This window comes from Enterovibrio norvegicus FF-33 (assembly GCF_000286835.2).
Taxonomy (GTDB): domain Bacteria; phylum Pseudomonadota; class Gammaproteobacteria; order Enterobacterales; family Vibrionaceae; genus Enterovibrio; species Enterovibrio norvegicus_A.
The window spans coordinates 2,459,448-2,480,332 of record NZ_AJYD02000038.1; the positions used below are offsets into that span (position 1 = coordinate 2,459,448).

Annotated in this window: 18 protein-coding genes; 6 read left to right on the forward strand and 12 right to left on the reverse strand. The window is 46.2% G+C overall.

From position 1 onward, the window contains the following. The first annotated feature begins 182 nt into the window (after window positions 1-182). Window positions 183-1,352, forward strand: coding sequence for a Card1-like endonuclease domain-containing protein (locus tag A1OO_RS18910; RefSeq protein ID WP_016961415.1), 1,170 nt, complete (start codon window positions 183-185; stop codon window positions 1,350-1,352). A gap of 106 nt (window positions 1,353-1,458) precedes the next feature. Here the strand turns inward: A1OO_RS18910 and udp are convergent, their stop codons facing one another. The 7 genes from udp to A1OO_RS18950 all read right to left on the reverse strand — a co-directional run bounded on the left by udp (window position 1,459) and on the right by A1OO_RS18950 (window position 10,817). After that, entirely contained in the window at window positions 1,459-2,226 is a 768-nt protein-coding gene (gene udp, locus A1OO_RS18915) for a uridine phosphorylase (protein ID WP_016961414.1), read from the reverse strand. Window positions 2,227-2,424: 198 nt separating this feature from the next. Further along, window positions 2,425-4,905, reverse strand: coding sequence for a zinc/cadmium/mercury/lead-transporting ATPase (locus tag A1OO_RS18920; protein WP_017004093.1), 2,481 nt, complete (start codon window positions 4,903-4,905; stop codon window positions 2,425-2,427). 114 nt (window positions 4,906-5,019) lie between these two features. After that, window positions 5,020-5,493 (reverse strand): response regulator, encoded by a 474-nt coding sequence (locus A1OO_RS18925; RefSeq protein WP_017004094.1) that lies wholly within the window; start codon window positions 5,491-5,493, stop codon window positions 5,020-5,022. An 88-nt stretch (window positions 5,494-5,581) separates the two neighbouring features. Beyond that, entirely contained in the window at window positions 5,582-6,997 is a 1,416-nt protein-coding gene (locus A1OO_RS18930) for an SLC13 family permease (protein ID WP_017004095.1), read from the reverse strand. Window positions 6,998-7,168: 171 nt separating this feature from the next. Beyond that, window positions 7,169-8,647 carry an MATE family efflux transporter gene (locus tag A1OO_RS18935; protein WP_016961409.1) on the reverse strand — a complete coding sequence of 493 codons (1,479 nt, stop codon included), beginning with the start codon at window positions 8,645-8,647 and terminating at the stop codon, window positions 7,169-7,171. Window positions 8,648-8,818: 171 nt separating this feature from the next. After that, complete coding sequence (locus A1OO_RS18940; RefSeq protein ID WP_017004096.1) at window positions 8,819-9,238, reverse strand: CBS domain-containing protein; 420 nt, start codon at window positions 9,236-9,238, stop codon at window positions 8,819-8,821. 262 nt (window positions 9,239-9,500) lie between these two features. Next, window positions 9,501-10,817 carry a DUF945 family protein gene (locus A1OO_RS18950; protein ID WP_017004097.1) on the reverse strand — a complete coding sequence of 439 codons (1,317 nt, stop codon included), beginning with the start codon at window positions 10,815-10,817 and terminating at the stop codon, window positions 9,501-9,503. Between the two features lie 172 nt (window positions 10,818-10,989). On the opposite strand from A1OO_RS18950, the gene A1OO_RS18955 reads away from it, so the two are divergent. The 3 genes from A1OO_RS18955 (at window position 10,990) to A1OO_RS18965 (ending at window position 14,192) form a co-directional block, all read left to right on the forward strand. Beyond that, complete coding sequence (locus A1OO_RS18955) at window positions 10,990-12,942, forward strand: ATP-binding protein (protein WP_017004098.1); 1,953 nt, start codon at window positions 10,990-10,992, stop codon at window positions 12,940-12,942. Further along, window positions 12,943-13,443: a response regulator gene (locus tag A1OO_RS18960; protein WP_017004099.1), complete on the forward strand. Its 501-nt coding sequence runs from the start codon at window positions 12,943-12,945 to the stop codon at window positions 13,441-13,443. A gap of 191 nt (window positions 13,444-13,634) precedes the next feature. After that, a complete protein-coding gene (locus A1OO_RS18965) occupies window positions 13,635-14,192 on the forward strand; it encodes an outer membrane beta-barrel protein (RefSeq protein WP_017004100.1) in 558 nt (185 codons plus the stop codon). Window positions 14,193-14,243: 51 nt separating this feature from the next. On the opposite strand, the gene A1OO_RS18970 is transcribed toward A1OO_RS18965, so the two are convergent. From A1OO_RS18970 to A1OO_RS18985, 4 genes are all read right to left on the reverse strand, one after another. After that, window positions 14,244-14,636, reverse strand: coding sequence for a hypothetical protein (locus tag A1OO_RS18970; RefSeq protein WP_017004101.1), 393 nt, complete (start codon window positions 14,634-14,636; stop codon window positions 14,244-14,246). Then, window positions 14,636-15,124, reverse strand: a complete 489-nt coding sequence (locus A1OO_RS18975) for a TetR/AcrR family transcriptional regulator (RefSeq protein WP_017004102.1) — start codon at window positions 15,122-15,124, stop codon at window positions 14,636-14,638. Before A1OO_RS18975 ends, A1OO_RS18970 begins: the two co-directional genes overlap by 1 nt. A 79-nt stretch (window positions 15,125-15,203) precedes the next feature. Further along, on the reverse strand, window positions 15,204-16,163 hold the full coding sequence (dsdC, locus tag A1OO_RS18980; RefSeq protein WP_017004103.1) for a DNA-binding transcriptional regulator DsdC: 960 nt from the start codon (window positions 16,161-16,163) through the stop codon (window positions 15,204-15,206). Window positions 16,164-16,272: 109 nt separating this feature from the next. Beyond that, the gene (locus A1OO_RS18985) at window positions 16,273-16,857 is read right to left on the reverse strand and encodes a TfoX/Sxy family DNA transformation protein (RefSeq protein WP_016961400.1); all 585 of its coding nucleotides are present in this window, start codon (window positions 16,855-16,857) and stop codon (window positions 16,273-16,275) included. A 448-nt stretch (window positions 16,858-17,305) separates the two neighbouring features. On the opposite strand from A1OO_RS18985, the gene A1OO_RS18990 reads away from it, so the two are divergent. After that, entirely contained in the window at window positions 17,306-18,226 is a 921-nt protein-coding gene (locus tag A1OO_RS18990; protein ID WP_016961399.1) for an HDOD domain-containing protein, read from the forward strand. A 92-nt stretch (window positions 18,227-18,318) separates the two neighbouring features. Then, complete coding sequence (locus A1OO_RS18995) at window positions 18,319-19,218, forward strand: lysine exporter LysO family protein (protein WP_016961398.1); 900 nt, start codon at window positions 18,319-18,321, stop codon at window positions 19,216-19,218. A gap of 148 nt (window positions 19,219-19,366) precedes the next feature. Here A1OO_RS18995 and ptsG read toward each other — a convergent pair whose 3' ends face one another. Continuing rightward, entirely contained in the window at window positions 19,367-20,800 is a 1,434-nt protein-coding gene (ptsG, locus tag A1OO_RS19000) for a PTS glucose transporter subunit IIBC (protein ID WP_016961396.1), read from the reverse strand. Window positions 20,801-20,885 lie beyond the last annotated feature (85 nt).

The following is a 20,885-nucleotide window of genomic DNA, read 5'->3' on the forward strand; positions in this document are numbered from 1 at the left end:
AGCGCTATTCGCACCGAAATTTACATAGCAATGTCATTTGACGAACTCGAGTCCATACTTCCTCTGGGGATAAATATGACTAAGTACTTGAATATTCCCAATCAAGCCCTGATATTAGCCAGAAGAACAACAAAAGATGGGTGAGCAGGTCTACTGTTCGAATGCATCTACATGGAGTAAATATGGCCATTCACGTCGGTATAATTGACCAAGATCCAGTTCGATTGGTCACCGCTTTGCTACACCGAAAATTCAAGGCCGAGAAAGTCATATTCATTGGCGTTGAATGTCAGCTGCAACAGTATGAACAGCTCAGTAAAGTATTGACGCCAAAAGGCATCATCACTGAATTTTTCCAGATCCCTTCTGACATCAATATTCCGCTGATCAAAAGCAAAATCGTTGAACTCGCGGAAAGGTTGAAGCAAGAAGGTGCGGAGGTGTGCTTCAATGCCAGTTGTGGTTTGCGTCACCGCCTTCTGACGGCTTATGAAATTTTCCGCACCTATCACTGGCCCATTTATGTCATCGAACCTTTCAGTGATGAATTGTGCTGGCTGTATCCATACGGTCTTGAGCAACAACAAGTCGAAGACCATATCAACATTAGCGACTACTTAACGATTTTTGGTGCGCGTTGTGAGTTGCAAGATGAAGATATCCGCAGCGTATTGGATACCACCATTGAAACACTGGGCCAAAAGTGGGCAAGTAACGCCTATGAGCTTGGCCCAGGTCTCGCCACACTCAACTACTTAGCGACAACCTGTCGTAAAGAACAGAAGCTTGATGTTGAGCTGAGCGAGAAGCAACAGGGTTATCGCGAACTCAAGATGTTGATTGATGACCTTAACGACGCAGGTTTATCCAACTTTGAGAATGGCATACTGACGTTTACAAACGAAGCCGCTAGGCGTTTTGCCAATGGTGAATGGCTTGAGTGGTATGTACACCATGTGGTTGAAGCCATTAAGCACGATCTTCTCACCATCCAAGATTTGTCCCTTGGTGTGCAGGTTTATCGTAAAATTGGCGAGAAAGAAGTGCGCAACGAACTGGATGTTGCCACCGTTGTGAACAACAAACTCCATATCATCGAATGTAAAACCAAAGGAATGTCGAGCGATGGCGATGATACGCTTTATAAGCTTGAATCAATTCGCGACCTGCTTGGCGGTTTACAAGCACGTGCGATGCTGGTCAGCTTCCGTCCTTTAAGGCATCACGATATCACGCGTGCCACAGACCTTGGATTGGCGCTTATCGGCCCAGATCAGCTTGCTGACCTGAAAACGCATCTCCATGAGTGGTTTTTGGCGGCAGGCGGGACAGAGAAGGCGTCTTTCTCGTAACCTGCGATGCTTCTTCGTTTCCCTTTTGGGTGAGAGAAGAAAATCATGCAAATACAAAAAAGCCGGCAAATTAGCCGGCTTTTCGATGTTATCGCCGATCAGCGTATTACTCAGTGAGCATTTTGCGTGCGGATTCCACCACGACTTTAATTGAACGCGCTTCAGTCGCAGCCATCGTCGCTTGGTCTGGGATTTCTTTCTGGGTGCGATTAATAATCACGCCCGCCACACAACCCGCTTTCAGTCCTGAACTTGCACACATGGTCAGCAACGTCGCGGATTCCATTTCAAAGTTCAATACACCCATGTCTTGCCATTCTTTCATTGAACCCTGAAAACGACGAACTACGCGACCACTGAAGGTATCGTATCGCTCTTGCCCTGGGTAGAACGTATCGCTTGAAGCAGTTACGCCAGTGTGCACCGCCGCACCAGACTCATCAGCCGCTGCTTTCATTGCTGTCGCCACATCAAAGTCCGCAACCGCTGGGAATTCTAGAGGCGCAAAATGGCAACTCGCACCATCTAATCGCACTGAACCGGTCGTCACAATCATGTCACCGACATTGATGTTTGGCTGAATAGCGCCGGTTGTACCCACGCGCAAAAATGTGCGTACACCGAGTTGTGCCAATTCTTCAACCGCAATTGATGTTGAAGGGCCACCAATCCCTGTGGAGCAAACCACCACTGACTGACCTTCCAATTTCGCCAAATAAACGGTGTATTCACGATGGCTCGCCAAAAATTTAGGCGAATCCATCAAGGCTGCAATCTTTTCCACTCGGGCAGGATCACCCGGAATAATGGCCAATGTTGCACCGTCTAGATCCGATGCGTTGACGCCCAAATGGAATACGTTTTGCTCAGTCATGATTGTCTCCTCACTGTATCGTGCCCCTCAGCTTTGTCTACATCGAAAAGTGCTGAGTACGATTGCCACGAATGATTAGGTGGCGATGAATTCAGCCACCACCTTAACGTTTGGAATGAAAAATAAAGTGACGAAATTCAAATTTAAAATATTTTCATTTCATTACATTGCACATATGAGTGATGTAGATCACAAATGCTAATTCATTTGTCCATGAGAGCCATCGCGGTCATCTTGTGGCCGAACTAAACCGTTTTCCGGCCTTTGCCCCTCAGGCGCGACTCGACGCGTTTTGGCTTTATAACGCAACAAACGTAGCGCATTCATGGTGACAATGGCCGTTGCCCCACTGTCTGCCAGCACGGCCACCCAAAGCCCGGTGAAACCCATTACCGTGGTCACAAGAAAAATGGCTTTTAATCCAATGGCTAGCGCGACATTTTGGCGAACATTCGCCATGGTCGCTCGAGCGAGATCGATGATCTCTGGAATACTTTCAATACGATTATGTCTTAGGGCGATATCGGCGGTTTCAAGCGCAACGTCTGTGCCGCTCCCCATCGCAATGCCAATTGTCGCCGCCTTCATTGCAGGTGCATCGTTGATCCCATCCCCCACCATGGCAACTCGAGAATGATTCGCCAATACATTGATAGCATCAACTTTACCTTCCGGCATCAAACCCGCTTGGTATTCCATATTCAAAATACCAGCCAAACCTGCTGCGGCCTTTGGGTTATCCCCTGTCAACATAAGAGAGCGAATACCTGCATCTTTTAAGCTCTCAATGGTATGAACCGCCGTTTGACGTAGTTCATCACGCCATGCCACTGCGCCATTCGCAACATCATCGATAAAAACAATCGCAACGGTTTTTCCACTATCCGCTAACTGCTGTGCACTCTCAACATTTTCAGCCTGCACGACTTGCGTGTCATTACGTTTATCGAGCGCAACAATGGTTATCTTCTTACCGTCCACATTGCCCGACACGCCTTTACCCGCATCTGTACGTACATTGTCGGCGGAAAGAATGCTCACTTGCTGACGTTGCGCTTCGATAACAAGCGCTTTTGCCAGAGGATGATGTGAGCCTTGCTCCACCGCAGATGCGAGTGCAAGCATGTCGTGACTGCCACCCTGCCAACAGAGTATGTCAGTGACCACCGGCTTACCTTCCGTTAAGGTGCCCGTCTTATCAAAAGCGACCCATTCAACACGGCTCAACGCTTCTAGCGCTGCACCGCCTTTTATTAATGCACCGTGTCTCGCCGCCGCCGCAAGCCCTGATGTCATTGCCGCTGGTGTTGAAATCACCAGCGCACAAGGACAAGCAATTAACAGCAACGTGAGTCCGCGATAAATCCAAACATCCCAACTTTCTCCAAACATAAGCGGAGGCACGATGACAATCAATGCAGCAATGATGATCATCAAAGGTGTATACCAACGGCTAAATTGGTCGATGAATCGCTCGACAGGTGCTCGTCGAGATTCTGCGTCTTCTATCAAGGTTAATATGCGGTCTATCGCACTTTCACCCTGTTTGGATACCACTTCCAATTCGACACGTTGGTCAACAGCCAACGCGCCCGCTGGTATTTTCTCACCTGCACTTTTTTCAACAGGAATAGACTCTCCTGTCAATGCACTTAAATCAAAACTCGCGTTTTCGGCAACAAGCGAAGCATCGGCTGGAAGCCTGCCACCCGGCGAAATTTCAATAATATCTCCCGGCTGAAGTGTGGATACAGAGACGTCTTTTCGGCCTCCATCTTTTTCAATTCTGACCACATTTTCTGGTACCAATGCCATCAATGATTTTATGCCTGCACGCGCTTTTGCTGATGCATAACCTTCAAGTCGCTCGCCAATCAAAAAGAGCACCAGAACCATGGCAGCTTCGACCGTTTCGCCAAGGTAAAGCGCACCAATGGCGGCAATCGACATCAACATTTCTATCGAGAATGGCGATCCACTTCTTGCTAGTACCACCGCTTTTTTAACAATGGGAATAAGGCCAATGACGGTAGCAACACTAAACAATATGCGCGACAGGTCAGGCACCCAAATGGAGAGAATGCCAGCAATGCTCATCACGCCGATAAGCGAGAGGAGAACGCCTTCTTCTTTGATGCGCTGGAGTGCACTTTTAGGCTCTGATTTTTTAGAAGGAAGAGAGAGATCTACCAGAGGGAATCCGGTTTTCTTAGCGCGAGCATTGATTTGTTCAAGCTGAATCTGTGTGGGTTCACGATCAAAGCTGACAACGAGTTTTTCTGTCGCGAATCGGACATTTACCTGCGTCACACCCTGTAGGCTTTTAATCGCGCCTTCAAGCTTACCCGCACAACTAGGGCAATCCATGTTGGTGACACGCCATGCATGGCTTTTGGCAATCGGTGATTGTTGTTGCGGCTCATCGGGAGCATGCACGTGCGAATGGACGTGGCCATCGTGAGAGTGCTCTGAATTAACATCATGGCTGCTGTGTTCGTGGTCACAACAGCCTTGTCCTGCGGGGTCGTCGCAATCCTCAGGTAGAGCATCACTGCTGTCGCTGACTGACGCAGAAGCACTGGCATTACAGCATGTGTTTGTTGACACTGGTGCGGCCTGAGAATGGGCGTGTTGATGACTTGGTTTGTTACAATGACCCGATTTACATGAATGACACATAAGGCTATCTCCCTATTTGAAATTACACTCAGTGTAAACCTTGGAGCTAACTCCAAGGTCAAGTAAACAAGATCATTATTTGGGACTTTCTCGCCGGCATTTCTATCTGATAAGTTACTTCAGTCGATCTAAAATAACTTGGGTATCCAACGCTGCCTGATAATCGCGATAGTCTAATCCTGCATCAAACACGAAATGGGTAATCAGTTTCTTTGCCGCTTCTTGCAGAACAATTGCTTGCCAAGGTTTTTCAAAGTATCGCTCAATACAGGCGTTATTGATGGCTTCAATCGTATCAGCATGCGTTGCTTGTCCGGTCAGCAGTACCTTGCGTGTGCCACGAAAACGTGGGTCCAAGGAGACTTCGGTCAGTAACTCAACACCGGTTTTCTCGGGCATCACATGATCAGAAATGATCAATGCAATGTGCTCGCCTTCTGCATCAAGATCATCCATTAACGCCAACGCTTCATCGGCTGACTCACAATCTTCAATATGAAACGCAACCGCAAGGGGAGCGAGATCTTTGAGCACAGCATCTAACACTTCACGCTGATCATCAACGCAGATAATGTTCACTTTTTCCATCTGTTTCCCCTTTCTAAAAACCTACTGTAAAGGCAAGTGACTCGTCGCCCTCGCCCATTGTTAGAAACTTGGCATCACTGAATTGATGCTATAAGAAATTAACCAGTCGAAGTATCCAAACCATCACAAAACTTAGTGCGACACCCACAATGCCAAGTACCACACCGACTTTTGCCATTTGATTGCTATTTACATGCCCAGTGGCATGCGCCAGTGCATTTGGCGGCGTACTTATTGGCAGTGACATACCCAAGGATGCAGCAAAAGTAACAATGAGGATTAATGTCGCTTCACCACCAAGAGATGACAATGAAGTCATGGACATACCCAGCGCGGCCATAATCGGCATCAACAAGTTAGCCGTTGCCGTGTGGGACATGAAGTTTGCCATTAGCAGACAGAGTGCTGCTGCGCCCAACAGGACAATCTCAGGTGCAAAGTTCTCAAACGGAATGCTGTGGACAATCAGTCTTGCCAAGCCCGTTTTGTCCAATGCTAAACCTAACGCAAAGCCACCCGATACCAACCAAAGCACATCCCAAGAGACCTTTTTCAGATCTTCTTTGTTAATGATGCCAGTCATCGAAAACACGGCCACGGGAATAAGTGCAACCGTGTAGGAGTTCATGCCATGGCGTGAGCCCATCAACCAAAGCAACACCGTCGTAGCAAACGTGACATAGACGGTGATGGCTTTAGGCGTTTTAAGAAACTTGCCTTTAATACTTAGCGAAATCGATTGTTCATTTGATGGGAATAAATAGCTCAACAACGCCCACGCCAATACCAACATGACAGCCACAAACGGCACACCAAACGCCATCCATTCGCCGAAGGTGATCAAATTTTCGCCGGTTAAATATTGCAGTGCAATCGCATTAGGTGGCGTACCAATCGGTGTACCAATACCACCGATGTTGGCGGCAACAGGAATGGATAACGCGAAAGCAATCTTGCCTGGGTCGTTCGGTTTGAACACCATGAGAATGGGAGTAAGAATAGCCAACATCATCGCTGTCGTGGCCGTATTAGACATAAACATAGAAAACACGGCGGTGATGAGCATGAGCCCAGCCATGACCATCTGAGGTTTATGACCAAATGGTTTGAGCAATACACGGGCAAGGTTGACGTCTAAACGGTATTTTGTCGCTGCCATCGCGAGAAAGAATCCACCAAGAAATAGCATGATAATGGGGCTGGCAAACGTTGCCATGATATCGCTGTAGTGGAGTAGCCCGCCAAACTCTGGCGTTCCAGCATCGGTTCTAAACCAGATCAGTCCTTTGTCTGAGAGAAAAAGCAATTCAAGCACAATCACCAGAACGGACGTGGCATAGATAGGAATGGGCTCAAGTACCCAGCATAACGCTGCGAGTAAAAACAAAGCGATAGCCCGCTGCTGCATCACAGTCAGGGTTTCAAATGGAAAAACAGACGCTGGTAGTAGCATCACCACCAGCGGTATAAGAATAGGAAGTATGTATTTCGCCTGAACGCGCATAATCGCTTGTAATCCCTTAAAGCTAAACACCCACATTCCGTGGGCAACACGCTTATTCTGCGCTACTTGCTTTCAAGGAGTACTGAATTAGATCAATAAATTGGACTCATTTCTAAGTGAAAATATCGAATAGAAAAAAGGGACGTTTCGTTAGAAACATCCCTTCATCGACTAGCGTTTGGGAGCGGCGTCTTTTTTGTCTGTATCGGTGTTGATTGCGCTCTCGCTTTCTTCCGCCATGACGGCTCGGAAGCTGCTAAACGCTGTCACGGGTACAGCAGGTTCAATCGCAACCACATCTTCTTCTTTTTGCTCATGGTCTCGGGCAAGCTGTGCGATGAGTTTTTTAACCAAGATGTATCCTGCAATGCCGAAGAGAACAGAACCAACGGCTTGACCAATCAACACGCCTTCTGCCCCTCCCATGTAGCCGCCAACGTAAACAAAAGGAATCGTGCCTAGTGTTGCCTTTCCGACATTTAATAACGTTGACCATGTCGGTCTGTTCAGGTTGTTAAACGCGGCATTAGACACAAACAAGGTACCGTTGAAAATGAAGGTAATGGCGATGTAAGTACAGAACAATGTCACCATGGATGAAGCATCACCATCAAGGCTAAATGCATCAATGATGAACCCTTGTGCGAGGAACAAAATCAGTGCCACAACCACACAATACGCAGTGACAAACTTTACCGAGTCACTTAACGTTTGCTGAACTCTATCGAATTTTTGCGCGCCATAATTCTGCCCTAGAATCGGGCCAACAGCACCTGACAACGAAAAAATCAACGCAAATGATACAGGTAACAATCGGCCCATCACGGCATATCCAGCCACGTAATCCGCACCGAATTTGGCGATTTGAGCGGTGACGATCGCATTACCAATCGGCGTTGCCGTGTTAGTAACAATCGCGGGGCCAGCGATATTCATGATGGCACGAAAGTGCTGCGAGAGATCTGCAAAGGTAGGGCGAGCCACCAAATCATGTTTACGGTGAACGGCATGGAAAGCGACGCCAAACAACACGAAACGAGACAGTAGCGATGCCGTCGCTGCCCCCTCTATTCCCATAGAAAGTCCAAAGATGAAAATAGGGTCGAGAATGGCATTCACCGCGCCGCTAATCAGGGTTGCCGCCATTGATAGCTTCGCGTCTCCCACTCCTCTTAGCGCCGCCCCCGCTGACATGCCCATTGCCATTAAGGGTGCTCCGGGAAGGAGAATAACGAGAAAGTCTTTCGCTTTTTGTGCCGCTTCCCCTTGAGCACCAATCAACGCGAGGATCGGATCAACAAAAAACAAGATAATTCCCACGGTGACTGCGCTAACAATAGCCGCGAAAACCATAATGCTGCCCGTTAACTTTCGAGCCTCCTCTCGATTTCCTGAACCCAAAGCGCGGCTAACCAATGCTCCCATAGCAATCGAGGTGCCAATAGACACTGACGTTGAGAAAAAGACGATGGTGCCAGCAAAACCAATCGCCGCGGCTAATTCAACTTGACCGAGTAAACTGATAAAAAACATATCAACTAAATCGACCAAAAATAGAGCCATAAGCCCCACCGCGCCAGACGTCGACATGACGGTGATATGACGCATGATAGAGCCATTAACAAACTTGGCTTGTTGCTGATTGGGCATACTAATTTCCGTATTAAGTAAGAGAGACTGTCAGCCATCCTTGCGGCGTGATGAGAGAAAAGACTGAATCACAATGTGCGGGTAGATGTTTCTGTCGGTAAGTATTGTGCCATTAAAAAGAGGTGCTTCAAGCACCTCTTTTGATACGACACATTCAAAAATGTTTAACCATTATACGGGATGGTGAAAGCTGTCATCAATTTGAGTGGCTATCGCTTTCAAAATGTCGCGACGCGTAATGATACCCACTAGGCGATCATCTTCATCAACAACAGGGTACAGCTTAGGTTTGCCCGGTAGCATTTCTTCTGCCAGCTTAATAATACTGTCATCGGGTAATACGGCTGATACCTCTTTGTGCATGCAGTCATCTACTGTATTTGTATCATGACAGTAATAACCCATTCTGAGCAATTTATGAATCATATCTTGTTCAGACAAAAAGCCCACAACATGATGGTTTTCGTCCAGCACGGGACCGCCGGATTGGTTTGCATTCAGCATTTTTTCTAGCGCGACAGACAGAGACATGGAAGCCTTGAAGGTCACGGGTCGTTTGTTCATGTAATCTTTTACTTTTATCGATTCCATGCATCCCCCAATAATTATTCAGCAGTTATATCGATACAGCGAAAAATCTCTGTTTATCTCACTATTAGTGTCGACCAAGCTGACCAAATTACTAGCTCATGCAGAAGTATTTTTATGCTTTGTCACAAATGAAAGAGTGTTTTTCATTCAAAACCTTTCATTGGCTTACAAAAAGGCACAAAAAAAACCAGCATCTATTGATGCTGGTTTTAATAAAAATAGTGAAGATATTAAACCGTGCGTATATAAATCTTACGCGCGATTACATCAGCATCATCATCAACAGACCTAGCGGAATTTTCTCACCACTAGGCGATACTGCTTGATCACCTTCAATTTTCGCTGTCAGTGTCACGCCATTCTCAGCTTGAGAAATGAAGCCATAAGGTTCTAAGTTCGACAAAGACGCCTCCACTTCAGGGACACCTTCAACGTATGCTGTAGGAACATTAATGAAAAGGTTGCCCTTCAGCTTCGTCATGAGTGCACCAACATTTTGGGTCACACTGCCAAGCCCAGGCTCGACGGATAAATCAAACTTTGCGTCAATATGCCCTTCTGGTGTATCAAGTTCCAATGGAATAATTTCGAAGGTTAGGCCTTTCTCGACCAGACCATCTAACGCTGTCACCAACTTCATCATTTCTTCTTCAGTCGGCTCAGCACTCATCGAATCTGCCGTTGTTGCCAAGGCGATCATTGAGTTGTAATCAAGTGCATTGAAATTTACACCCATCTTAAAGTTATCAACGACCAGCGTGTCTGGCATATCAAACTTTTCGAATGAGATAACATTGGTGTTATCAAAACGAAGATCATCAGGCGCTGCTGTTTTCACATCACCGTTGTTGATGGCAGATAGCGCGTTCTTCACATCCACAGCAAGCTTATCAATCGTCACCGTTGAGCCTGACATATCACTGAATGTACTGGTTGCGACATTCACCCTTTGCGACCCGACCCAAACGTCATCAACCAGTTGGCCATCGCCGCTGCCTGTGATGTCTTTCAGCGCGAATTTCTCACCTTCAGGGCTCGATAATTCAATAAACGGCATCTCCAACTGGAACACCATCACGCCATCTTTATCAGCCGTTCCTGATACATTCGCAGGTGAACTCGTCACTTTGATTTCGTCGTTTTCGCCATTCATCGCTCGCACTGTCACATCATACTGAGTGGCGCCCAGCAATGAGGTCTCCGTGACAATCGTAAGTGGAGACTCGCCCGACGGCCAAAGCAGATCGGTAATCACTTTGATCTCAGGTGTCATTTCTAGCGTGGACGTGGTGCTAACACCTAGGAATCCATGACTCACGTGACTCAACACAGAATAAGATGTTGGTAGGCCTTCGTCTTCATAGACTTCTTTCATCGACCCGATGACAGCAACTCGCGTGATAACCTCAGAAGAGAGGTAACCTCGTTCATAGGATGTATTTTCGACAGCAAGATAAGGCGACTGGATTTGCTTAATCTCATTATCATAAAAAGACTGACCAATTTGACCTGTTGCAAATGGCCACAACACACCTACCGCGACGGCTCCAGCTATTGCCGTGTACTTTCCAAAAATCATTTTTGCTCCATTGGGTCCGGCATTAATTTTAGAAGAGTTTAAACCATCCCCATCTATAACCCCATGGCCAGAAGAGGTTTTCTTTCAATATGTGCCAGTTTGCAGCGCTCTTCTCAGCTTAAAGACGGTGAAAACGATACACTCATAAAAAATAGTGATAATAGATAAACGTATGAATCTACAAGTCATCTTATGTCTTGATGATGACCCCACCATCTTGACCAAAATTGAATCCGAATTGTCAGCGTTTGGTGGGTTATTCGACATCATTTGCGCGGACAACACGCACACTGCGAGTGAAATTCTTGAAGAATTGCAGCGCAATGAGCGTCGTGTCGCCCTGTTTATCTGTGACCATACACTGGGCGAAGACCAGGGCATTAATCTGCTGATAAACATCGACAATCACCCCGCTTCACACGGTGCGCGAACCATATTGCTGAACGATCAGCCAAATTTAGACATTATCATGCAGGCGGTTAACGAAGGCCGACTCAACTATTGCATGACAAAGCCATGGGCGCCGCAAGCCATGGCTGACACGGCCAAGAGAGAACTGACCCAATATGTGCTTCAGCACAACAGTGACGAATTATTGAAGTACTGCAGTGTGCTAGACCAAAAAAGGCTGCTAGATGCTCACATTGAGAACAAGCTCGCTTCTTACCGTAATGGTTTCATCGAATCTGCGCTGGGCGTCAGTGATGAAGTTTTAGCACAAGAGTTGGTTCAAGGCTTACACGAGTATTTTGCTCAGAACAGTGAGCACAACGTGACTCGCTTCTACAGTGAAGATCATCTGCTGACACACGAAGGCAAACCCAATTCATTCCTTTGGTTCGTCGAAGAAGGTGAAGTGGCACTGTTAAAACGTGACGAGACTGGCGCGTCTCATGAAGTAGCAAGACTGGGGCAAGGAAGCTTGATTGGCGGAATGTCATTTGTCACTGGTGATGTGTCATTTTCAACGGGCATTACCTTAGAGCCCACCAAAGTTATAAAACTCAACCGCACCTTGTTTTCTCAGGTTATGCAGGCCAGAAATGATTTGCTCCCGCTTTTTTCCAGTTACCTGCTTCGCCATTTTAACCGACGACTCAAGCGCAGCATTTCTACTGAAGTGAAATTGCAGCAAACGCTTCAATCACTCGAACTAGCGCACAAGCAACTTATTGAAAAAGAGAAAATGGCGATGCTTGGGCAACTCGTGGCCGGCGTGGCGCATGAACTGAATAACCCAGTCTCTGCGATTCTCAGAAACAGTGACACGCTCAGAGATAATATTGGTCAATTGATTAATGTCGAACTCAGTGATGTAGCGCGAGACAAAGCAAACCAAATCATGGCGGAAGCACTGCTCTCTCGTCCCATGTCCACGGCAGATGCTCGCAAAAAATCCAAGGCAATTGAATCCCTTGTTGGCAACCGGAACCTTGCGCGAAAAGCCGTTAACATGGGGCTAGATAAACCTGATGACATTCAACTTTGGCAGAAAAAGCTCGCGCCAGAATTCACGGATACATTGAATCAATGGGACATGTTCTATCAAGCGGGCAGCTTACTGCGTTCAACCAATGTGTGCGCTCAACGCATTGCCGATATGGTCAAGAGCTTGAAAACCTACGCGCGACAAGATGACGAAACCATGCATGAAGTAGATATTCATGAAGGTATTGAAGACACACTGGTTATGTTTGAAAACCAACTAAAGCGCATTCAGCTTGTCCGTGATTATGGTGAGCTAAGGCCCATTCGCTGTATGCCCATCGCCCTTCAGCAAGTGTGGACAAACCTCATTTCTAATGCTCTTGATGCGGTAGGCAATGACGGTGAAATCCATGTCACAACCCGAGAGACGGTATATCGCAGTCGTAAAGCCGTCAAAGTAACCGTACGGGACAATGGCATGGGGATCCCTGCGTCAATTAAGAATAAGATCTTTGAACTCAACTACACGACTAAACGAGAAGGTCACTTCGGCTTGGGTATCGGTTTGTCTGTGTGTCGTCAAATTGTGGAGCATCACGGTGGGTTGATTGATGTTAGCTCTTCGGCCGGTGAGTTCACGGCGATGATTGTTACCCTACCCTATTCCCCGTTACTCACGCCCCCCAAGGAGGACTAAATGAGCCAATACCTTATTTTGTGCGTCGATGATGAACGTGACGTACTCGACAGTGTCACCAATGACCTCGCGTCACTCGAAGAGCACTTTGTTATCGAGGCCGCTGAATCCGTTGCTGAGGCCAGAGAAATTCTTGCTGAAGCCGCCGCTGACGAGCTTCAACTCGCCCTGATCTTGTGTGATCACATTATGCCGGAAGACCTTGGGGTCGACTTTCTTATCGAACTCAATCGCTTTGATATTACCGCCAAAGCAAGAAAGTTACTGCTCACGGGTCAAGCTGGATTAGAAGAGACCGTTCAAGCTGTGAATCATGGCAGCCTTGATTATTTCATTGCGAAACCGTGGCAAGGTGAAACCCTACGACAGGTAGTGATCGACCAACTAACTACATTTATGATCGCACATGACGGTAACCTATTGCCTTGGGTTAGGGTTTTGGATGCAGAGAGAATCATGGAATCGATCAGTAATAATCGACTCAATTATTCTGACGATTAGCGAGTGTGATTTAATGATAGGCGCAGTAATGGTCGGACAATTTATGATTGCAGCGCCTGTCTAACAGACTTTTTCGTATTTTTTGCTTAAATTTGACTCAGTAGTGCTTTAAATGCTCGCTATGCTGTTGTTTAGCAAAAGCGACTTCTATTAAACTACACCATAACTCCTTTTTCATCACGAGACCTTTCATGCGCAAAACCAAGATTGCTGGTATTTTACTGGCCGCAGCTTCTTCTGCTGTATTCTCTGCCGCAAGTGCTGCTAATGATGGCAGCATGAGCAACTTCAGCTACGACTACTTTGAAGCTCGTGTTGGTATTAGCCCTGTGACCTACGGCGTTGGTTTTAGCACGTCAATTCACCCTAATGCACACATTCGTGCAGAAATTGATAGTGAGTTCGAATCTGATTTCGATGCGACTGCCGCTATTGGTTTCCATGCGCCCGTTAACAACTGGGCTGACGTCTATGGCGAACTCGGCCTTCGTACCATGAAGCAACGCGGCCGTTACGACCACGACACAGAACTTGGTGTTGAAGTTAACCTAGGTGTGCGTCAATGGTTGGGTCCACAATTAGAAGTAGGCGGTGAACTCGGTCACGTCTCCATTGATAGCGATGAAGATATTTTCGGGTCAGTTTTTGGTCGCTTCCACGCAACCGAATTGTTCTCTCTTGGTGCTCAGATTCGCTTTAACGAAGCATATGGCGATCAATTTATGTTCACCACACGTTTCAAATACTAAGTTAGCATCATCAAAAAAGGCCTCAATGAGGCCTTTTTTCATCTCACGTTTCTATTCGCACGGAACAATTGTATAACCCGTCTCACTTTCTGCAGACTCAAGCTCACGGATCAATGTGAATCCCATCTCTTGCACAATTTTTAGGTCTCTCGCGTTTACGCTGTGAACCAAAATGTCCGCGGTTTTACCACCACACACACTCGCAAACATAAGATCATTTAATCTCGCACATTGGGACGATTCGACATTCACGCCAATCGACATGAGTTTGTCACGACTTTCTTGCGCGGTACTCCCAGTCGTCTCACACTGAACAACCCCGCGGCTCTGATAAACAGTCACATCTTTGCTTTGCTTAATCGCGCAGCCCGCAAGGCTGACTGTGATAAACAAACAACCTGCGACAATAAATTTTGAGGGGGTATTCCCTTTTAGTAAACGCATTAACCTTCTTCCTTGTTTAGGCCGCTCGGACTTTCATTCCAATCAACATTCACCTCGAGTAAATGAGCAACAGACAAACCTAATAACTCGATAACAATGCTCTGACCGTATAAATCGAACAGTTTTTCCAACGCAGCTGCCGCCTTTTCTTTGCCGCTAGAATCAACACCAGTCGCGCCAAGAAAATACTTAATACAGTGAATGAATTTTGCTTCTTGGAGTGCCGCACACCACGTTGATTTAATTGTTTGATGTGACGTCGAGTCAATCAACCCAACAACATAGTGGAATACTTGCCCTTGAAAGGCTCCAGTCATTGATTCCTTCGTAGGAACAACACGCTGGATACCACTTCGACTTAATCCGGTGCGCTTAGCAATACTGCCATAGGTGACCGCATCCCAGCCATGTTCCATAAAAATATCAATAATGGTTTGATATATCAGTGCTTCCGTTTGCTGTGCACCTTCTTTGGTATTTTTCGCCATCAGTCCATTGTGCCCGCGTTAACATACTTCGTATCTTATATTTTAATGACTAACATAGACAGAAAACACACCCAACTCATTAACAATTCAATCGACATTTTGTCGACTTTTCGAGTTGCTCAAGCAACCACTGCCTAAACGCGACAATCTTTGCATTGTTCACGTGCTCTTCGCGGTATACCAGATAAAAACTAAAGGGAGACTTAACCGACTGTGTAATCGGCGTCACAAGACGGCCAGAGTGCAAGTAATCTTGAATATATGCGGTACGGCCGATGGCGACCCCCATCCCTGAAGTTGCTGCTTCTAGCGCAAGATCGGCGCGGTCAAAACTATGATTCGTGCCATTTAACTCAACACCATTGGTATTGGCCCAGTAAAGCCATTCGTCACTTAAACTGGCGCTGGCCCAGGGGGCTGCATCATGAAGCAGTTGGCACTGAGCAAGTTGCTGGGGATTGTCATAAAGATTGTGATTCTTTGCATATTCAGGGCTGCAAACCGGCACGATGAAGTCATCAAGTAGATGATGAGTCGCTAGCCCAGTGTAACGTCCATGACCAAAATATATAGCACAATCAAAAGCTTCGGCTTTGAAATCAACCAAATCATTTCGAGTTCTAAGATGAAGCGTAACATCTGGAAATGTATCGGCGAATTGAGAAAGTCGAGGCACCAGCCATTTTTGCGCGAAAGTCGGCGGCGCAGAAATGATGAAATCACCAAATGGTCTAGCTCGATTGAGTTCCAATAACTTTTGGCTAATAGCCGAAAATTGCTCTGCGACCACTTGTTTTAGCTGCTCACCCTCATTAGTCAATGACAGGTGACGTGGACGTCGAATAAATAACGACACCTCTAAACGCTGCTCGAGTTTTTTAATACGATGGCTAACAGCGCTTTGCGTTAGATGGAGCTGCTCTGCTGCACGAGTAAAGCTCATTGTTTCCGCGACAATTGAAAAGCAGTGCAGGCCTGCGAGCAACGAGGAAGATAGCTCAGGTAGTTTCATGACAAAGCCACTGTTTTTGATACGCATTTAAGGGACTGTAGCAATATTGGCTATGTACGTATAGGGGATGATTAACGATGTCATAAAGACAAAAAGCTGCACAATGCAGCTTTTTTGGGGTGAGAATGGTGTGAAATCACACTGCGCGAAGAAGGTTTTGTTTGGTCTCTTCACTTAGCAAGGTGTAATGAACGCCCGTTTGAGCACCGGCAAACATCCACAGCAGTTTGATATCAACATCGTATCCGTGTGCTTCCTGCACTTTTCGGAACAATTCTTCAGGGCTCATTGAGAAGAAAGTATCAACATCTTCTATCCCTGCTTTTTTAAGCATTCTTTCAATGGTCAAACGCAGATTAGGTAAATCACGAAGACGCTTGTTTAGCTTGGAATCGCGGTATTCTTTCTCTGCTACAGAGTTCAACACGGACTTTTTTACCATCGCGTCTAAACCTGTATCTGCTGCGTCATAAAGATCCGTGATGTCGTAGTAATTAACAATCGCGGTTGAGCTCTTCTTTACATGAACAAACTTTTTACACTCTTTTGCCAACAACGCGTCCGTTAAGTCTGCGCCGCCGCGTAAGTAAATACGTTCTTCCTTAACCAGTGCAAACATTGCACCGCTCACAAAAAAGCCGGTTCCGCCAAACATTGAACGTTTCTCTGTTTCGCCAAACTGAGATAAGTACTCTACAAAGCCACTTTTAACTTCAAGCACAGGTGCCTCCTTTCTCCCCAACAGCCAATTCCTCGGCCAACATTCTGTAATTTCTCAACGCGAAATAATGATGCCGCATAAAGGCATAGAAAACCATGCACCAGATCACCCACGGCGCGAAACCGTAGCAAAAGTGCAACATCCGTCACGTTTGTGGTGTGTAATTTTTATGTATACACAATGTTAAATGAGCTATTGGACTCGCAATTTAGTGCAACCAATTGCATCAAGCTTGGCTTGCAAACGTTAATTCACTTCAAGTTTTGTCTTGAGACAGCCCTTAAACTTGCGTTTTCACCACTAATAATATTGTCAATTACTGGTATGACAAATTTATTGGACAGCACGTATTCAATTGGTGTCTTTCGTTCAAATTTATATACATATGTGTTCCAATTAAAACGTAAGAGATCTACTATTTACACAGCGTTTTTTCGAGTCTAAAAAAATGGATCACCTATCGTTATTTTGGGTTACCCCAAACCGTGAAAAGCACCTCAAAGCTATAGAAACTGATTTCTTCCAACGTGTTTATCGTTCTTTAAAAGACGGTACGTTAGCATTGCCCCCTATTCCCGATGTGGTAGTCAAACTCCAACAAGTATGTAACTCCCCGAATACCACAGTCAGAGATGTATCAACACTTCTCCTTGATGATGCAACGCTGACCGCTGCCGTGATTCGCTCGGCAAACTCTGCCGTCTTTAGTCCTAGAACGAATCGTCCATGCCATGATATCAATATGGCCGTTTCTCGATTGGGCATTCAACGCGTTCTCGGTATCGCCACGGCACATGCGATCCAATCATTGAAAAACAATGCTCACTTCAGCGTTGAATGTAATGGGCTGCTCAAGAAAAGTGCACAGGCGTCGCGAGAATTTGCCTCTACAATGGCTCTCCTATGTCAGAAGGTTAAAAACTACGATGACGATGGGATTGCTCTTGAGGTAGAAAAGTCGCTACTCATTGGGCTTCTCGCAGACATTGGTATCTACAGTGCTGTAAAGGCTTATCAGCAGTACTCTAATGAAGGCAATTACCTCGATTTTGATATTGCCAGTCACGTTTTCTACGCAGTGAGTAAAGAAGCCAGTCGATTTATCCTTAAGAGTTGGGGATTTGATTTAGACTTTGTTGAAGTATCTTTAAATCGCCACATTCGCCGAACTGGTGAAGACATCACCTATCTAGATGTTGCAAAAATGGCCAATCACTTGCTCATGTTCCGTGCGAATGATGAAGACATTGATGATCACGACGTTGAAATAACCCTCGCAGGTGCGGAAGCCCTCTATGAACTATCCAACCTGAACGAAACAGATTTTCGTCACCAGTTGAGCGGCATTATTAACAACTGCGGTTTTTAAGCCGCTCTTTGCCGGGACAAAGATTGACCTAGTTGGAAGACCACTGATACTCTCATCTCGGTTTTCTTTTTTATCAATAAGGTCTTAACTCGATGCTCCCCGGCATGCTTTATATTTTCCTTCCACTCGTTGTTGGTTATTTAATCCCCATTAAAAGTGCCTCATTGCTTGATACCATCAATCGATCTACGTCTCGATTGGTGTTTGTCATCCTAGGTCTGATGGGTCTGAGCCTGGCTGGTTTGGATAACCTCAGTAGCAACTTAAATCAAATTCTTTTGCTTAGCGTTACCTTCTTTTTCTGTATAGGTGTCGCTAATCTACTGGCGTTGCCAATCCTAGATTTCATTCTGAAAACCAAAACTGAACAACACAAACAAACGATCCCACTTTCACAAATGGTGATGGAATCTGTGAAGCTTGTATTTGTCGTTGGCGGCGGATTGATACTAGGACTTCTACTTCCTATTCCCCTAGATTGGGTTGACCCTGCGAGTGAAGGTATCCTGCTAATATTGCTTTTCCTGATCGGTATTCAGCTCCGAAACAGCGGTATGACACTCAAGCAAATAATTCTAAACAAGAAAGGACTCAGTGTTGCCTTGGTCGTCATTGTCACGTCTCTATTGGGTGGTCTTCTTGCCGCATGGCTTCTCGAGCTTCCCTACAATCATGGTCTTGCTATGGCATCCGGTTTTGGTTGGTATTCTTTGGCAGGTATATTGATGGGTGATGCGTTAGGCCCAGTTTATGGCGGCGCGTCTTTCTTACTTGAGCTCACTCGTGAGCTTGTCGCGATTATCCTTATTCCTATATTTATTGGCCGTTATCCGTTAACCGCCATCGGTTATGGTGGTGCAACATCCATGGATTTCACGCTACCCATCATCCAAACCACAGGTGGGGTAAAATGCGTTCCTATTGCGATTGTCAGCGGTTTTATCCTGAGTCTTCTCGTACCCATACTTATGCTATTTTTTGTATCGCTATAGTGTGTCGCGCACAAAAGAAATAACTGAACAAGAAATAGAAAAATGAAATAAAGAATAAGAAAAGGAAAAGAAAAAGAAAAAGAAAAAGAAAAAGGAGAGCATTTGCTCTCCTTTTTATCATCAAACGTTGGGGGAATAACGATTGATATTAATTATTGCGAATCCACTCATCCATGTCTGATTTCAAGTTGTCAGATTTAGTACCGAAGATTGCCTGAACGCCGCCGCCAGCGATAACTACGCCTGCCGCACCCAGTTTCTTCAATCTGTCTTGGTCAACAGCATCAACACTTGCTACAGCAACGCGCAAACGTGTGATACATGCGTCTAAGTTAGTGATGTTTTCTTTACCACCAAACGCCATCACCAACTCTTTCGCCATATCAGAACCAACACCAACTGCCGCTGTTTTTTCTTCATCATCATCTTCACGACCTGGCGTTTTCAGATCCAGCTTCACGATAGCAACGCGGAATACAACGTAGTAGAACACGGCGTACATCATACCCAGCAGCGGGAACAACCACATTTTCTGAGAGTTTGCAGACAATACAACGAAGTCAATCAAACCGTGTGAGAAAGACGTGCCATGAACCATACCCAAGGTGTTAGTGATGACATACGCAGTACCAGCAAGGATAGCGTGGATAACATACAGCACTGGCGCAACGAACAGGAATGCAAACTCGATAGGTTCTGTAATACCTGTTAGGAATGAGGTCAGCGCAGCAGACACCATGATACCGCCCACTTTCGCGCGGTTTTCTGGTTTTGCGGTGTGCCACATTGCGATAGCAGCAGCAGGCAAGCCAAACATCTTGAACATGAAGCCGCCAGCCAACTGACCAAAGCCGTTACCTGCGGCACGTGTTGCTTCATCAGCAACCATGTAGCAAGTCAGGATACCAGTACGTGCTTCACCAGCAGGCGTCACACATTGACCCGCTTCATAGAAGAATGGTGCGTTCCAGATGTGGTGCAAACCAAACGGGATAAGTGAACGCTCGACCAGACCATAGATACCGAATGCCACTTGTGGATTTTGAACGGATGCCCAGTTAGAAAAAGACGCAATCATCGCACCGATTGGTGGCCAGATGAAAGACAAACCAATTGCCAAGAATATGCTCAGAAAGCCAGTAATAATGGGTACAGAGCGCTTACCCGCGAAGAAGCCTAGGTAATCTGGAAGTTGAATACGGAAGAAACGGTTGAACGCCCATGCGGCAACACCACCAGCAAGGATACCACCCAATACGCCAGTTTCAATCGCGCCTACACCGAACACTTCACCCATAACACCTAGGGTGTTAACCATGATGTAGTAACCAACAATCGCAGCAAGGCCTGCCACACCATCATTGTTAGTGAAACCCAGTGCAACACCGACTGCAAACAGAAGGCCCATGTGACCGAAAACGGCGTCACCAGCACTCATCATGATGGTTGAAACGACACTTGGTAGCCAAGAGAAATCGGCAGCACCAACACCTAACAAAATACCGGCGACTGGCATAACTGATACTGGAAGCATCAGCGCCTTACCGACTTTTTGCATATTCGCAAAGAGGTTTTTAAACATATGTAGCTCCTGAAATATGTAGGGTTGAGCTTGAACTCAGATCCGATTCTAGCTCTCGACAACCCGGAAACAATGTTATTCGCTG